Genomic DNA, 16,213 nt, shown 5'->3' on the forward strand with positions numbered 1-16,213 from the left:
ACCGGGCAGCATGAATGCCCGGCACAAGATCTGAAACAGGGAAGATACGCCGTGACCAACAGCCTTTTCATGCGCATACGAAGCCGATTTCCATCCGACCTGTCCAAGGTCCTGATCGAAACGGCAGAGGGCACAACATACAGTTACGGTGATGCCGATGCGGCATCCGCACGTATTGCCGGGCTTTTGACAGCCCTTGGTGCCAAAAAAGGTGATCGCGTCGCTGTTCAGGTCGATAAATCCCCCGAAGCCCTGTTCCTTTATCTGGGCTGTATCCGCGCAGGTCTGGTCTATCTGCCGCTGAATACCGCGTATCAGGCAGGTGAACTTGCCTATTTCATGGGGAACGCGGCACCTATTGTTTTTGTCTGCCAGCCACACCGCGAAGATGAAGTAACGGCAATTGCCGACGCACAGCGCGTTGAAAAGGTTTTGACACTTGGCACGTCGGGCGAGGGAACGCTGATCCATCAGGCGGCGGATTTCCCCGCCGAATTTACCCCGGTTGCCTGTGCAGATGATGAACTTGCGGCCATTCTTTATACATCCGGCACGACGGGCAAGCCAAAGGGCGCCATGATGACCCAGACCAATTTGTGGTCAAATGCCGCGACCCTGGAAAAGCTTTGGGGCTTTGGCCCGGACGACGTTCTTTTACATGCGCTTCCGATTTTCCATACGCACGGGCTTTTCATTGCGTGTCATTGCGTGATGCTGTCGGGATCGAAAATGTTCTTCCTGCCGAAGTTTGATCGCGATCAGGTCATGACGCTGTTGCCGCGCAGTACCGTCATGATGGGCGTGCCGACATTTTATGTCCGCCTGCTGTCTGGTGATGATTTCAATGCCGATGTGACATCGGGCATGCGGCTGTTCATTTCAGGATCGGCACCCTTGCTGCCCGAAACATTTGTCGCCTTCAGGGAACGGACCGGCAAGGCGTTGCTGGAACGTTACGGCATGACTGAAATGGGGATGGCAACGTCCAACCCGCTCAATGGCGAGCGGATCGTCCATACGGTCGGCCCGGCCCTGCCAGATGTGGAAGTCCGGATCTGTGACGATAAAGGGAATGTGCTTGGAACCGACGAGATCGGCGTTCTGGAAGCACGCGGGCCGAACGTTTTCGCCGGATACTGGCAAATGCCGGAAAAGACGGCCGAGGAATTCCGCGAAGACGGGTTCTTCATTACCGGGGACATCGCCAAAATCGATGCCAAGGGGTATGTCCATATCGTTGGTCGCGCCAAGGATCTTGTGATTTCCGGCGGGTTTAACGTTTATCCCAAAGAAATCGAAACGGTCATCGACAAGATGGATGGTGTTGTCGAAAGTGCCGTGATCGGCGTTGCGCATCCGGATTTTGGAGAGGCCGTTGTGGCCGTGATCGTCCGCAGCAGCGATAAACTGTCCGAAGATGACGTGGTCAATGCGATCAAGGGGCAGCTTGCCAATTTCAAAGTGCCCAAGCGCGTTTTCTTCGTGTCCGAACTTCCGCGTAATGCGATGGGAAAAGTACAGAAGAATATCCTGCGAGAGGATTATAGCGCGGTATTTGCCAACTAGAACGGGGTGCTACAACGGGGCGAGGGACAGCTTGCCCCGTCAGCACATTATCCCGAAAACAAGAAAAGCCCCGGCAATCAATGCTGGGGCTTTTCTTTTGGACGGCTACGGTCTGGCTTAGCGACCGAAAGCAACGCGATGTGCGACATCGTCAATCATGTCACGGTTCAGGCCGATATCTGCCAGCTCACGTGCATCAAGTTTACGGAGCGCAGTCTGGGTCTGGTACTGAACACGAAGGGCGCGCAGGAAAGCAAAAATCTTGGTTACGATCATTTCATCACCTATTTCAAACCGGCCAATTTCATATTGGCGCTGTCATTCAGATAACCGGCATGTGCTCACCGAAGATATTCCATGAAGGAATAGTTAACTGGTTTGACGTGTCGGTCTGCTTGATATGTACCGAATGATCATCTGCATTTTTTCGCATCAGCCAGTCGATACATCGTTTTTATTTCGTGAGTGCAAACTACGCCCGGTTGATTGTGAAATCCAATGCGTTTTTTGCATGGCTGGAGGCTGGAAAGCGCAGAAAGTCATGTTTTTGCAACGAAAACGCTTAAATAACGTCATAATACAGATTTGCTTCGTTGTTTATTGCTATGTTTTCAGTGCATAGCTAATTAAATTACCAATCGCTTTCCAATTGAAAGCGGAACCGCTACAACAGCAATCGCGATTTTCATACGAACATATCCGGATTGATGCCTTCAGGCGAATTCACGGATGGCTTTCTATCGGACAGGAGACACGGACAGATGAGTATCAACCGCCCGAAGCTCAGCTTTGAGCAGGCAATCGCCGCTTATCTGCAATATGCCCCGCGTTTGCCGCAGGTTGATCCGGCATCTGTTCCTGCGAAAACACAGTATGTTGGAAACCTTCTGGAAATCGCGGACCAATTTGATCTGATCGTGTTTGATGCTTTCGGTGTGCTCAATAGCGGCGCGCAAGCCATTCCCGGCGCGGTCGAAACCGTGGCCGCCCTTCAGAAATCGGGAAAGAAACTTGCCGTTGTCACCAATGATGCATCGAGTTCGGCCGAGGCAATCCTCGCACGGCATCGTGGGCGCGGGTTCGATTTCAACACGACAAACCTGATCAGTAGCCAGCAATTCGTCGCCCCGATGATGGAAACCTACAGGGATCTGTCCCATTGGGGGGCAATGGCACCGGTTCACTGGCCATTTGATATCCTGCCGGGCAGGGTGGAACCGCTTGGCGCGGATCGCGCGCTTTATGATGCGGTTGACGGTTTTGTTCTTATTGATTCTGAAAACTGGTCCGATATCCAGCAGAATCATCTGGAAGAAAGCCTTGCAGCCAATCCGCGCCCCATTCTGGTCGGCAATCCCGATATCTGTGCGCCGATGGGGGCATTCCTATCCGTTGAGTCCGGATATTTCGCCCATAAGGCAGCGGATCGTTGCAACGTAATACCGGATTGCGTTGGCAAGCCCTATGGTCACGTGTTTGATGAAGTCCTGCGTCGTCACCCGGATATCAGCCGGGATCGGGTCCTGATGGTAGGCGATACAATCCATACCGATGTGCTTGGAGGACTGGCGGCAGGCATCAAGACACTTCTGGTGCATCAGGGGGGATTCCTCGATGGTCAGGACGATATCGAAAGCCTGTTTGAAAAGTCGGGTCTGCGTCCGCATTTTTGTGCGCGTGCGATTGGTCATGGCATTGACGTGTCAGGTGCCAAAAGCGAAGCCTGCTGTGCCTGATAACGGATAAAACGACCCGGTAAGAACAGCCCGCCAAACGGACCTCGGACCGCTGGCAAGGCGCTCCCGACCTGATCGTCATTCCCGCAACGGCGGGAATCCAGCCTCTTTCAACAGGGCATGGATTCCGGGTCGGCGCTGCGCCCGGAATGACGATTTTGATCAACCGACAAACCAATCCAGCCAAGCCAACACCGCTGCCCTTTGCATCGCCAAACGCCACCGACCGGAAGACCGGACAAACGCCCGTCGCTCTCGGTTGCACCAAAACGCACCTCACTCCACGGGCAACAGCGTTGTCGCACGGCAGGCACACCTCCCGCCATCGATGACCAGCCTTTCGGCATCTTCGAACGCTCCTTCGGCCCACTGGCAATCGATCCCGCTACCCCTCGGCATAGCCAAACGCTACCGACCGGGTAGGCTGGACAGAACTGGATTGCACCAGACCGACCACGCCCAGTCCCTGCTGCCCCGAACAAACGCCTCGGGCTTTCGATGGACACTACAAGCGCACCTCGCCCCAAGGACGAAGGCGTTGTCGCAGGGCAGGCACAAATCCCGCCATTGATGACCAGCCGATCCAATGCAGACGCAATTCGGGCCTGCTGATCCTCGGCATTGCCAGACTTCATCGACCGGTTGGGTAGCGGCGGGATGGGCTGACATCTGCCCGGCTCTCGCCGTCCCGAACAAACACCCTTGCCCCAAGGGCACATCTCTCCCGTCATGATAAACACAGTTTTCGTAAATTTCCCCCGGCCTCACGGCCCAAACGCACCACCGCCGTAATGACTTTTCCATGCGCCAGTGATGCCCATTTGGCGATACCGCCGTCGTCCTTTCAGACGATCAGATAGCTGCTTCATCATCATCCCATTCCCATTTTTGCCGCCTGAAACGCAAAAACCCGCAAAAGCGAATCACGCTTTGCGGGTTTTGTCTCCGGACCCATTTGTCCTGTTGACTTTATCTTTATGCCACAACGAAAAGAACAAATCAAGAACTTTTTCCAAAAGGCCGGAAAAAAGTTTCCTTGTTAAATGGCCTCGGCAACGTCAATTGCACTGTATGTCAGGATTCCTGACGCGCCGGCACGTTTGAAACAGGACAGCGTTTCAATGGCACAGCCAAGGTAATCAAGCCAGCCATTCTGGGCCGCAGCACGCAACATGGCGTATTCACCCGATACCTGATAGGCGAAAACAGGGACGCCAAATTCTTCACGCACCCGATACAGAACGTCGAGATATGGCAAGCCCGGTTTCACAATGACGGAGTCGGCACCTTCCTCAAGATCATAGGCAACTTCTCGCATCGCTTCGCTGCTATTGGCGGGGTCAAGCTGGTAGGTTTTCTTGTCCGCCTTGCCTAGGGCAGAAGCCGATCCGATTGCATCGCGGAACGGGCCATAGAAGGATGAGGCGTATTTTGCCGCATAGGCCATGATCTGGACCTTTTTAAGTCCTTCGGATTCAAGGATGTCACGGATGGCACCGATACGGCCATCCATCATGTCGGACGGGGCGACAACATCGCATCCGGCCTGCGCCTGGACCAGTGCCTGGCGCACAAGGGCCTCGGTCGTTTCGTCATTCAGGATTTCACCGTCAATCACGATCCCGTCCTGACCATCCGCATTGAACGGATCAAGGGCAACGTCGGTGATGACACCAAGATTGGGGCAGGCGTCTTTGATCGCCTTTGTCGCACGGCAAACCACATTGTCGGGATTATATGCTTCGCGCGCATCCTTGGTTTTGAGGCTGGCATCAATATACGGGAAAAGCGCAAGGGCAGGGATGCCAAGCTTTTCGGCATGTTTTGCCGTTTCAACAAGCACGTCAACGCTTTGGCGTTCGACACCGGGCATTGACGGGATCGGTGTCCGTTCATTTTTGCCGTCAATCACAAATACCGGCAGGATCAGATCATGTGCGGTCAATCGGGTTTCCGCCACCATGCGACGCGACCAGTCGCTCATGCGGGTCCGGCGAAGGCGGGTGCGTGGGAAAGTGCCATAGGTGACTGTTTTGGCCATGATCTGTTCTCTTGTCAGTGGGGCGGCATTCTGAATTCAGAAATGAGGTGCCCAATTTATGGGACAGAATTGGCGGCGGATCAACTGTTGCTGGTGCGATAAAGGCGTTTACGCATGGTCAGCAGATAGACCGGTATGATCAAAGCCAGAAAACTTGCTGTCAGGACAAAAGCCGTAACCAGTCCAAGCTGTTGACCAATCGCCCCAATAACCGGTGGCCCGGCCATCAAGGCGGTGTAACCGGTTGCCGCAATGGTTGAGACGACGGCACCGCCGCTTCTGCCACTTGCCTCCGCCGCCGCAGAAATCAGAAGCGGTAGGATGACGGCCAACCCAATTCCGGCGATGGCACACCCGATCCAGGCAACGAAGTAATGCGGTGCAAGCGCCAGAACAAACAGGCCAAAAGACGCACATGCTGAACTGGACAGCAGGATTTGCGGGCGGCCAAATTTCGTGACCAGCCAGTCGCCCGAAAGGCGCGTGATTGCCATGGCCGCCGAATAGCAGGCAAAACCCACGGCCGCCATTGTCGGGCCGGAATTGAGTTCGGTATTCATCAGAACCGTTGCCCAGTCGGTAATCACGCCCTCGCCAAACTGGCCGATGAAGGCGCAGGCCCCAAATGGCAGCAGGGTCAGGAACATCGCGCGCTGTTTGGCCGACGAGCCTTCATGCGTTTGGGCGGGATGGGGAACGGCGGCATCTGGCATCAACTGGCGTTGAAGGATCAGATGCAAAATCAGAAATAGGGTCAGCATGACGGGAAGGTGCCATTCAACCGGCAAGGGCAGGGCAAACCATGCCGCTGTCGTGCCCGCACCGGCAAAGCCCCCGAGGCTCCAGAAACCGTGCAGGCCGGACATGACGCTGCGTTTCTTCGCACGTTCAACATTCAGGCCATTGGCATTCATCGATATATCAAGGAACGCGCCAAAAAAGCCAAGTGCGAACATGGCAATCGCAATCGACATGAAGCTTGGCATGAAGACCGGAATGCCAACGGAAATGAAATAAGCCACCCCGGAATAGCGTGCGACACGTTCGCTGCCGAATTTATCCGATAGACGACCGGCAACCGGCATAACAGCAAGCACGCCAACCGCGGCCGCCAGCAATATGGCGCCAAGGTCATCGTGACCAAAACCAAGGCGTTCCTGCACCAGCGGAATATGCGGGACCCAGCTTGAAAAGGCGGCACCATGCAAAAAGAAAATGGTGCGGATCCGGTTGTGGGCAATCTGGTTGGAGATAGGCATGTGGGGCTCCGCCTCCGTCAGGCAAGGATCACATTGATCCCGCGTTCGGTGTAATTGTTCAGATAACCGCTCGACAGCTTCCGTCCGGTTACAAGATGTGAAATCGCATCAAGGTCACAGACCCTGAATGGCAAGCTGGTTTCGAGTTTGTCGGCAGTCGTGACGGCAATCGCTTCTGCAGACTGCGCCAGCATGGCCGCCTTGGTGGCGCGTTCTTCGGCTGTGCTGGTGGTCAAACCCAGTTCAGGATGAAGGGCGCAGGTGCCCAGCAGCACAAGATCGGCATTATAGTTGCGTATTTCATCAATGGCCGTCGGTCCGCAGATCGCCATATCACGTTTCAGAACCATCCCGCCAATCATGATGATGTTCGCATTCGGATGATTGGCCAGTTCCACGGCAATCAGGGGATTGACCGTGATCACGGTGCCGGAAAATGTCGGTTTCAGGTTCCTGGCGACTTCATAGATGGTTGTGCCACTGTCGAAAAAGATCACACCATGATCCGGAACAAGGTCATGGGCGACCTTGCGGGCGATTTCGGATCGTTCCGGCTTTAAATCCTGTGCGCGGTCATGGAATCCTTCGCGGGCAGTGCTTGGTAATGTGGCACCCCCATGAATACGCCGCAGGACCCCGGCATCCTCCATCTGACGCAGGTCGCGTCGAATGGTATCAAGGGACGCATGAAAAAGTGCAGACAGGTCATGAATATGAACTGTGCCCTGGCTGTGAAGCAGTTTTTCGATTTCACGCTGGCGCGAATTGACACTCGACATCTGATTGCCTGTTTTGCATGTTTTGCCGATAATGCGCGTTTACCTTTGATCGGAAAAATGGTCAATAAAAAACCGGCCCCGTAAAAACAGGGCCGGTTTCATATTCAACGATATGATGGATCAGGCTTTATCGAGTGCCTGTTTCAAATCGGCAAGGATATCATCGATATGTTCGATGCCGATCGACAGACGGACATAACCGTCCGTCACGCCAGATGAAATACGATCCTGTTCGGAAAGCTGGCTGTGCGTGGTTGTGGCCGGATGGATGGCGAGTGATCTTGTGTCACCGATATTGGCGACATGATAAAACAGGCCAAGGCTGTTGATGAATTTCTCGCCGGCTTCTTTGCCACCTGCAAGCTCAAACCCCATCAGCGATCCATATCCGCCCTTAAGGTAAGTATCGGCACGACGGCGGCTTTCGCCATCCTGTTTGCCCGGATAGATCACCTTGGAAACCTTGGGATGGGACGACAGGAAGTCGGCAACTTTGGCGCTGTTTTCGCAATGGCGTTCCATGCGCAGCGGCAGCGTTTCCATGCCCTGAATGGTCTGGAACGAGTTGAAAGGCGAGGCGGCCGCGCCAACGTCGCGCAGCAATGTGCAGCGCAGTTTGATCGCATAAGCAACCGGGCCGATGGGTTTGACGGCCTGCGTCCAGACCGCACCGTGATAGCTGGGATCCGGTTCGTTCAGTAACGGGAAGCGTTTGACATGCTTTTCCCAGTCAAACTTGCCGGAATCGACGACAATCCCGCCAACAGACGTACCGTGGCCAGCGATAAACTTGGTGGTCGAATACATGACAATCGTCGCGCCATGATCAATGGGGCGGCACAGCACCGGTGCGGCGGTGTTGTCCATAATCAGTGGGATGCCAAGCTCGTCACCAATATTGGCGACTTCCCTGATCGGAAAGACCTGAAGTTTAGGGTTTGGCAGGGTTTCGGCGTAATAGGCGCGCGTTTTGTCATCCGTCAGACGTCGGAAGTTTTCCGGGTCAGATGGATCGGCAAAGCGAACTTCGATACCCATCTGTTTGAATGTATTGGCAAAAAGGTTCCAAGTGCCGCCGTAAAGGTCTGTGGAACTTACAATATTGTCACCCGCTTGGGCGATATTGAGAACGGAAAAGGTTGATGCAGCCTGACCAGAGCCGACGGCAACGGCTGCTGCGCCACCCTCAAGTGCAGCAATTCGCTGTTCCAGCACATCGTTGGTCGGGTTCATCAGGCGGGTATAGATGTTACCTAGTTCTTTCAGCGCGAAAAGATCGGCCGCGTGTTGGGTATCGCGGAACTGGTAGCTCGTTGTCTGATAAAGCGGCACGGCAACCGATCCGGTTGCCGGGTCTGCGCGGTATCCGGCGTGTAGAACAATAGTTTCCGGTTTCGTGGAACCTGACATGTCGTTTCCCCTGATTTTTAAGTTGCATTGGTTTCACCGGAGTAATGCATATTCGCTGCGAGCCGACAAGAAATTGGAACAAAAATTCGCAAATTCGCCCCTGAAACTGTCGGAGGCGAAATTATTCACATAATTCGGTACTGTTATACCGAATGAATTGACAAAGATCCGAATTCACGTTTACGTAAAGGGAAAATACCAAAACATTCAGAGGCGGCGATCCAATGGAATTCAACCTGTCTGAAGACCAGCAGGCATTTGCACAGGCAGCCCGCGATTTCGCACAAAACGAAATGGCACCGCATGCGGGCGAGTGGGATGCAAAACACATTTTTCCCGAAGAAACTTTGCGCAAGGCGGCCGAACTTGGCTTTGCCGCCATATACACACGCGAAGATGTCGGGGGATCGGGCCTTGGTCGCTTGGATGCCGCGGTGATTTTCGAAGAACTGGCAAGCGCGTGCCCGTCAACGGCGGCATATATCTCGATCCACAATATGGCATGCTGGATGATTGACCGTTTCGGCAATGAAGACCAGCGGCAAAAATATCTTCCAAAACTCGTTAACATGGAACATTTCGCCAGCTATTGCCTGACGGAACCGGGAGCGGGATCAGATGCAGGTTCGTTGCGTACGCGTGCGGTGCGCGACGGTGCGCATTACATCCTTAATGGCGAAAAGGCTTTTATTTCCGGGGGATCGCGCAGTGATGTTTACATTGTCATGGCGAGAACCGGCGATGACAGCCCGAAGGGAATATCGACCTTTATCGTTCCAAAAGATGCCGAAGGCCTGTCATTTGGCAAGCTGGAAGAAAAGATGGGATGGAACAGTCAGCCGACATCAGCCGTCATTTTCAGCAATTGCAAAATTCCGGTGGAAAACCGGTTGGGAGAAGAGGGCGAAGGTTTCAAGTTTGCCATGATGGGTCTTGATGGCGGCAGACTTAATATCTCGGCATGCTCCATCGGTGGTGCGCGGGCCGCAATGGAGCATGCGCGCGACCATATCAAGGTTCGCAAGCAATTTGGCAAAACCCTTGATCAGTTTCAGGCATTGCAGTTCAAATATGCCGACATGGTGACAGAGCTCGAAGCGGCACGGCTGATGCTGCACAAAGCGGCCTGGAAACTGGATCACAAGACACCGGACGCCACACAGTTTTGTGCAATGGCGAAACGTTTCGGCACGGATATCGGGTTCAGGGTATGTAATGAAGCGCTACAGCTTCATGGTGGATATGGTTATATCCGCGAATATCCGGTCGAAAGGCTTCTGCGCGACCTTCGGGTTCACCAGATTCTAGAAGGTACCAACGAAATCATGCGCCTGATCATCTCTCGTGCCGCGCTAAAGGATTGATTTATGAGCAGTGAGAACGTGACCAGTTCACCGCATGACAATGAAGCATCCGTCGTTTTCTCGAAGGACGGGGCCATCGGTCATATCTTGTTAAACCGGCCCAAGGCATTGAATGCTCTTGATCTGCCGATGGTTGATGCGATTACAGCCAAACTTCGCGCGTGGGAGACGGACCCGACGGTTGCTGTCGTTCTAATTGAGGGCGCTGGCGAAAAGGCATTCTGTGCCGGGGGCGATATACGGGGGCTTTATGACGCGCGGCAGCGCGACGACGAAGAACTTCTTGATGCCTTTTATCGGCGGGAATATCGCCTTAACCATTACATTGCAAATTATCCCAAGCCGTATGTTGCCTTGATGGACGGCATTACAATGGGGGGAGGTGTCGGCGTTTCCGTGCACGGACGTTTCCGCGTAGTGACCGAGCGCACCCTGTTTGCTATGCCTGAGACTGGGATCGGGTTCTTTCCCGATGTTGGCGGCGGGTACTTCCTTTCGCGCTGTCCCGGCGAGGTCGGAATGTATCTTGGCCTGACGGGCGCGCGGATCAAAGCGGCAGATTGCATTTATGCGGGTTTGGCTACGCATCGAACGCAAAGTGAAAATATCGCGTCCTTGAAAGGTGAACTGGCAAAGATTTCGGAAGGCGGCGATGGCTTCGTGGCCGTTCAACGGATTCTGGATGAACATCATTCTGATGATGGTGTCGGCATTCTTGGATCGGTTCGGAGTGAAGTCGATGACTTGTTTGGCAGCGAGACGGTTAGCGACGTTTTTGCCCGACTTGATACATCTCCGTCAGACTTTGCCCGAGAAACGGCCAAGATATTGCGCACCAAATCACCAATAGCAGTTGCTGTTGCCTTTGATCAAATCCGTCAAGCGCGCGATATGACACTTGCGCAGGACCTGATGATGGAGTTCCGTCTGTCGCAACGGACCGTTCGCAAACCAGATTTGTTTGAAGGGGTTCGTGCCGTGATCGTCGACAAGGATCACAGTCCAAGATGGCAACATGCAGATATCGGGCAAGTCGATCCTCGCGAGGTCGCCGCATATTTTGACCTTTTACCCGAAGACAAAGAGCTAAAACTGCAGTTCTGAACAGTTCTGTAACATCAACAAATCAAAAGATAATCTCGTAATCGAGAGATCAGAGGAGACTCCAAATGGCGAAAATCGGTTTCATTGGTCTGGGTAACATGGGCGGGCCGATGGCGGCCAACCTGATTAAGGCTGGGCATGCACTCAAGGTCTTTGATTTGTCCAAAGCCGCGGTCAGCAAGGCGGTTGCAGAGGGTGCCACCAAGGCATCGACGGTTGCCGATGCGGCAAAGGATGTCGAGTTCGTTGTCACGGTTCTTCCTGCTGGAAAGCACGTGCTGTCGGTTTATGACGGACCAGACGGCGTGATTGCCAATGCCAGGGCGGGCACACTTTTGATTGATAGCTCCACCATCGAAGTTGATGCCGCACGCAAAGCTGCCGATCTGGCGAAGGCCAAAGGTCTTGGCTCTGTTGACGCGCCGATCTCTGGCGGGGTTGCGGGGGCTACTGCCGGAACACTGACCTTTATGGTTGGTGGCGATGATGGTGATTTTGATCGTGCGAAACCGGTTCTTGAGGGAATGGGTAGCAATATCATTCACGCAGGCACAAGCGGGGCCGGGCAGGCGGCAAAGATTTGCAACAATATGGTGCTTGGCGTCAGTATGATTGCCGTATCCGAGGCCTTCATGCTTGCAAAGCGTTTGGGGCTGGATGCGCAGAAGCTGTTTGATATTTCATCGAAGGCGTCCGGCCAGTGCTGGTCGCTTACAAGTTATTGTCCCGTGCCGGGACCGGTTCCGACGTCTCCGGCAAATCGTGACTATCAACCGGGATTTGCGGTGGACATGATGCTGAAAGACTTGAAACTGGCGCAACAGGCGGCGGCATCCGCCGGGGCAACAACGCCAATGGGGGCATTGGCTGAAAGCCTGTATGCGCTTTATTCAAATAGCGGAAATGGCGGGATGGATTTCTCGGCTATTGTCAAAATGCTGGATGGCGACAAGTAACGCTACGGCATTATGAGGTGTATCATTCAGGCCCGGCAAATACCGGGCCTGTTTTTTTATGAATACCGTGGCCTGCATTAATGTTAGATTTGTGCTGTCTAACGGGCAAAGTGCCGAACAGAATTTTCCGGATTGATGAATGACAACCAGAAGCAATGCGCCGCGCGAGGTTTATTTCGAATTGCGACAGATTGGCAGCTATCTGCGCTGCACGGCAATTGATGGCAAAACGGGAATCGAGGTGACCGTGGCAGGGCCGGTTTCAAGGAATCCGGAGCAACTAAAGCGCGTCGCGGTACAAAAACTTGAATACGTCCTTAATAAGGGATAAAATATACAATATAAGGGCCGGTGCATTCGGTGGCGTTGGTGTTTTATTCTAAGAATGAAATACGATTTGGTGTTTTTGACCAATTTATCAAAGCCGCTTGCAGCCTTCGACCTCATGTGTCTAAGGTTTGTGCTCTAATCGCGCTTTTGGATAAAGAACCACAATAAGAATGGTCGTGTCCAAAGGCTAGAACCGGGGAAAACCCGATAACAAAAAGACGGAGGCTTCGGAGGTTTGCTAGGGGGCAATGGGGAGACTTGGTCTCATCCAATCAATACAACTGTATCTTGTTTTGCACCTTCAGCCAGTCGGTCGAAGACCTCGTTTGTCTGTGCCAAATCTAAGGTTGTGCAATGGATTGGGCTTATTTTTTACAACAATTGATCAACGGTCTGACGCTGGGAGCCATCTACGGTTTGATCGCCATCGGCTACACGATGGTTTACGGCATCATCGGTATGATCAACTTTGCGCACGGCGAAATCTATATGCTGGGCGCGTTTCATTCCCTGATCACCTTCCTGATCTGTCAGGCAGCAGGGATTAGCGGTATCCTTCCGCTTACACTTCTTTTGATGCTGTTTGTGTCAATGGTGCTCACTTCGATCTACGGGTGGGGCGTTGAACGGATTGCATACAGGCCGCTGCGCGGGTCATTCCGGCTCGCAGCGCTGATTTCGGCCATCGGCATGTCGATCTTCCTGCAGAACTTTGTTCAGATTTCGCAGGGTGCGCGCGTGAAACCGATGCAGCCATTGATCGAGGGCGGCATCATCCTGATGGAAAGCCCGAATTTCAATGTTCAGCTCAGCTACATGCAGATCGTCATTATCCTTTTGACGTTTGTTCTGATGGCTGTGTTTTCGACACTGATTGCGAAAACGTCGCTTGGTCGTGCTCAGCGCGCCTGTGAGCAGGACCGTACCATGGCTGGCCTGCTTGGCGTTAACGTTGACCGCACCATCTCCACGACCTTTGTCATGGGGGCAGCTCTTGCCGCAGTCGCGGGGATGATGGTGACCCTGTATTACGGTGTGATCGACTTCTATATCGGCTTCCTTGCCGGTGTTAAGGCGTTCACCGCTGCCGTTCTGGGAGGCATCGGATCGCTTCCGGGTGCAATGCTTGGTGGTCTTCTGATTGGTCTGATCGAAGCATTCTGGTCGGGTTATCTCACGATCGAATACAAGGACGTCGCAACGTTCAGTATTCTGGTTCTCGTGCTGATTTTCCGTCCGTGGGGTCTGCTTGGTAAGCCGGAGGTCGAGAAAGTCTGATGTCCGCTCTTATCACTTCTTCACGGATTTCCGGTGCGGAAATTGTCAAGGAACTCGCGTTCTTTGCTGTTATTGCACTGTTGATGTCGGTCATGATCCTTGGTGTCGAGACGGTTGACCGTCCGACCGGGCTTGAACTGGCTGTTCGTTGGGATCTGGTGGTTACCGCCATCATCTCGACAATCATTGGCCGATTGGCATTGATCCTTCGCCGCGAACACATTTCGCGTGTGGGACAGGCTTTGCTGATTACCGCCGCCGCAGTGGCGGTATTCGAGATGTTCGTCCGCTTCCGCGACATGGATGATCGCTGGGCTTCGCCAGTCTTCCTTGATATGGCGTTTGGCAGTGCAACGAGCGTGATTGTGGCTGTTGCGTTCGTCACGATCGTTTTTGCAATTGCCTATTTCAGCATGAAAAAGCCAGGTGCCGAAGAGGAAGAAAGCGGCTCCAGGCTTTCGTCAAAAATCCAGATGGCATATCGGACCAACACCAAGAAGATCGGGGCATTGGGGATTGTATTCTTCATTATCTTCCCGTTTCTGTTTGGTGAAAACCGCTCCGCTATCGACCTCGCGACCCTGGTCATGATCTACATCATGCTGGGTTGGGGGCTGAATATCGTGGTCGGTCTGGCCGGTTTGCTTGATCTGGGTTACGTCGCATTTTATGCGGTCGGCGCCTATTCCTATGCACTGTTGTCCCAGCATTTCGATCTGAGCTTCTGGTTGTGCCTGCCGCTGGCCGGTATTTTTGCTGCAAGTTTCGGTATTGTGCTTGGTTTCCCGGTATTGCGACTGCGTGGCGATTATCTGGCGATTGTGACGCTTGGTTTCGGTGAAATCATCCGTGTTGTCCTGATCAACTGGTATGATCTGACCCGTGGACCAGACGGTATTTCGTCGATTGCCCGGCCCAGCTTCTTTGGCTTTGCCGAGTTTGATCGACGCTTGCCGGAAGGGGTGATGGGATTCAATGAATTGTTCGGTCTGGACTATTCGACGATGCATCGCCTGATCTTCCTGTATTACCTGATCCTTGTGCTGGCACTGGTAACCGCATTTGTTACCGTACGCCTTCGCAAACTGCCGATTGGTCGTGCATGGGAAGCGTTGCGTGAAGACGAAATCGCCTGCCGCTCGCTGGGGATCAACCCGACGAATACCAAACTTTCGGCATTTGCGATTGGTGCAATGTTCGGTGGTTTTGCTGGCGCGTTCTTTGCGACACGTCAGGGCTTCATCAGCCCGGAAAGCTTTACCTTCCTTGAATCTGCCGTGATCCTGGCCATCGTTGTTCTGGGTGGTATGGGCAGTCAGATCGGGGTGGTTCTTGCCGCGATTGTCATGATCGGTTTCCCGGAAATGTTCCGCGAACTGGCCGAATATCGCATGCTGATTTTCGGAGCTGGTATGGTTGCCATCATGTTGTGGCGTCCGCGCGGTCTTCTGTCTTTCCGTGACCCGACCATTCTGCTGAATATGAGCAAGAAAGAAAAAGTTGCCGGAGAAGTCAAATGACCGACAACGTACAGCTTGAAGTCGAACATCTAACCATGCGCTTTGGCGGTCTGGTCGCGATTGATAATCTTTCGTTCACCGCAAGAAAGCGTGAGATCACGGCAATTATCGGCCCGAACGGGGCAGGGAAGACCACGGTCTTCAACTGTCTTACCGGGTTCTATGTGCCGACCGAGGGACGTCTAACGCTTTATGCCAATGACGGACCGCGTTTGCTGGAGCGTATGGAAGGTTTCCGTATTCCACGCAACAACGGTGTGGCACGTACTTTCCAGAATATCCGCCTGTTCACGGGCATGACCGTTCTGGAAAACCTGGTTGTCGCCCAGCATAACCAGCTTATGGAGGCATCCGCCTTTTCGCTGGCAGGGCTTTTCAATCTTGGTCGCTATACCAGTGCCGAGAAAGAAGCGCTTGAAACCGCCAAGTTCTGGCTTAACAAGGTTGGCCTGTATGAACAGGCTGACTGGAATGCCGGGAACCTGCCTTATGGCTCCCAGCGTCGCCTCGAGATTGCGCGTGCAATGTGCGTCAATCCTTCCTTGCTGTGTCTTGACGAGCCGGCAGCAGGCCTTAACCCTCGTGAGTCCGCGGAGCTTAACGTTCTGTTACAGAGCATCCGCGATGATCAGGGAATCGGCCTTCTGTTGATCGAACACGATATGAGCGTCGTCATGAAGATTTCCGATCATGTGATCGTCCTTGATTACGGAAAGAAGATTGCTGATGGCAATCCGGAAGCCGTCAAGAATGATCCGGCTGTTATTCGTGCTTACCTCGGTGAGGATGAAGACGATGAACTGCCGCCGGAAGTCGCCGCCGACCTTCATCTAGATCCGAATGCGTAGCGAGGGAGCAGATCGATATGTC

The 16,213-nt window shown here is 53.5% G+C and carries 14 protein-coding genes; 9 read left to right on the plus strand and 5 right to left on the minus strand.

The annotated features are described in order from the left end of the window. The first annotated feature begins 51 nt into the window (after positions 1–51). Entirely contained in the window at positions 52–1,566 is a 1,515-nt protein-coding gene (locus ABIE64_RS13700; protein WP_354377712.1) for a malonate--CoA ligase, read from the plus strand. Between the two features lie 117 nt (positions 1,567–1,683). Here ABIE64_RS13700 and ABIE64_RS13705 read toward each other — a convergent pair whose 3' ends face one another. After that, complete coding sequence (locus ABIE64_RS13705) at positions 1,684–1,842, minus strand: DUF1127 domain-containing protein (RefSeq protein ID WP_082242478.1); 159 nt, start codon at positions 1,840–1,842, stop codon at positions 1,684–1,686. 485 nt (positions 1,843–2,327) lie between these two features. Here ABIE64_RS13705 and ABIE64_RS13710 point away from each other — a divergent pair, with 485 nt between their 5' ends. After that, positions 2,328–3,302 (plus strand): HAD-IIA family hydrolase, encoded by a 975-nt coding sequence (locus ABIE64_RS13710; RefSeq protein WP_062948737.1) that lies wholly within the window; start codon positions 2,328–2,330, stop codon positions 3,300–3,302. Positions 3,303–4,341: 1,039 nt separating this feature from the next. Here the strand turns inward: ABIE64_RS13710 and hemB are convergent. The 4 genes from hemB to ABIE64_RS13730 all read right to left on the minus strand — a co-directional run bounded on the left by hemB (position 4,342) and on the right by ABIE64_RS13730 (position 8,791). Beyond that, positions 4,342–5,343, minus strand: a complete 1,002-nt coding sequence (gene hemB / locus ABIE64_RS13715) for a porphobilinogen synthase (RefSeq protein ID WP_354377713.1) — start codon at positions 5,341–5,343, stop codon at positions 4,342–4,344. Positions 5,344–5,423: 80 nt separating this feature from the next. Further along, positions 5,424–6,602, minus strand: coding sequence for an MFS transporter (locus ABIE64_RS13720; protein ID WP_354377714.1), 1,179 nt, complete (start codon positions 6,600–6,602; stop codon positions 5,424–5,426). A 17-nt stretch (positions 6,603–6,619) separates the two neighbouring features. After that, positions 6,620–7,381, minus strand: coding sequence for a DeoR/GlpR family DNA-binding transcription regulator (locus tag ABIE64_RS13725; protein ID WP_354377715.1), 762 nt, complete (start codon positions 7,379–7,381; stop codon positions 6,620–6,622). A 120-nt stretch (positions 7,382–7,501) separates the two neighbouring features. Then, positions 7,502–8,791 carry an O-acetylhomoserine aminocarboxypropyltransferase/cysteine synthase family protein gene (locus tag ABIE64_RS13730; RefSeq protein ID WP_354377716.1) on the minus strand — a complete coding sequence of 430 codons (1,290 nt, stop codon included), beginning with the start codon at positions 8,789–8,791 and terminating at the stop codon, positions 7,502–7,504. A gap of 224 nt (positions 8,792–9,015) precedes the next feature. Between ABIE64_RS13730 and ABIE64_RS13735 the strand changes: the two genes are divergently transcribed. The 7 genes from ABIE64_RS13735 to ABIE64_RS13765 all read left to right on the plus strand — a co-directional run bounded on the left by ABIE64_RS13735 (position 9,016) and on the right by ABIE64_RS13765 (position 16,191). After that, entirely contained in the window at positions 9,016–10,155 is a 1,140-nt protein-coding gene (locus tag ABIE64_RS13735) for an isobutyryl-CoA dehydrogenase (protein WP_354377717.1), read from the plus strand. 3 nt (positions 10,156–10,158) lie between these two features. Then, positions 10,159–11,259, plus strand: coding sequence for an enoyl-CoA hydratase/isomerase family protein (locus ABIE64_RS13740; RefSeq protein WP_354377718.1), 1,101 nt, complete (start codon positions 10,159–10,161; stop codon positions 11,257–11,259). 65 nt (positions 11,260–11,324) lie between these two features. After that, the gene (mmsB, locus tag ABIE64_RS13745; RefSeq protein WP_354377719.1) at positions 11,325–12,215 is read left to right on the plus strand and encodes a 3-hydroxyisobutyrate dehydrogenase; all 891 of its coding nucleotides are present in this window, start codon (positions 11,325–11,327) and stop codon (positions 12,213–12,215) included. Between the two features lie 139 nt (positions 12,216–12,354). Next, a complete protein-coding gene (locus ABIE64_RS13750) occupies positions 12,355–12,546 on the plus strand; it encodes a DUF6898 family protein (protein WP_007089520.1) in 192 nt (63 codons plus the stop codon). A gap of 353 nt (positions 12,547–12,899) precedes the next feature. Beyond that, on the plus strand, positions 12,900–13,823 hold the full coding sequence (locus tag ABIE64_RS13755; RefSeq protein WP_007089521.1) for an ABC transporter permease subunit: 924 nt from the start codon (positions 12,900–12,902) through the stop codon (positions 13,821–13,823). Further along, positions 13,823–15,343: a high-affinity branched-chain amino acid ABC transporter permease LivM gene (livM, locus tag ABIE64_RS13760; protein WP_114093402.1), complete on the plus strand. Its 1,521-nt coding sequence runs from the start codon at positions 13,823–13,825 to the stop codon at positions 15,341–15,343. The genes ABIE64_RS13755 and livM overlap by 1 nt, the downstream gene beginning before the upstream one ends. Next, on the plus strand, positions 15,340–16,191 hold the full coding sequence (locus ABIE64_RS13765) for an ABC transporter ATP-binding protein (RefSeq protein WP_007089523.1): 852 nt from the start codon (positions 15,340–15,342) through the stop codon (positions 16,189–16,191). The genes livM and ABIE64_RS13765 overlap by 4 nt, the downstream gene beginning before the upstream one ends. Positions 16,192–16,213: the final 22 nt, after the last annotated feature.

The organism is Thalassospira sp. MBR-102 (genome assembly GCF_040549275.1).
Taxonomy (GTDB): domain Bacteria; phylum Pseudomonadota; class Alphaproteobacteria; order Rhodospirillales; family Thalassospiraceae; genus Thalassospira; species Thalassospira xiamenensis.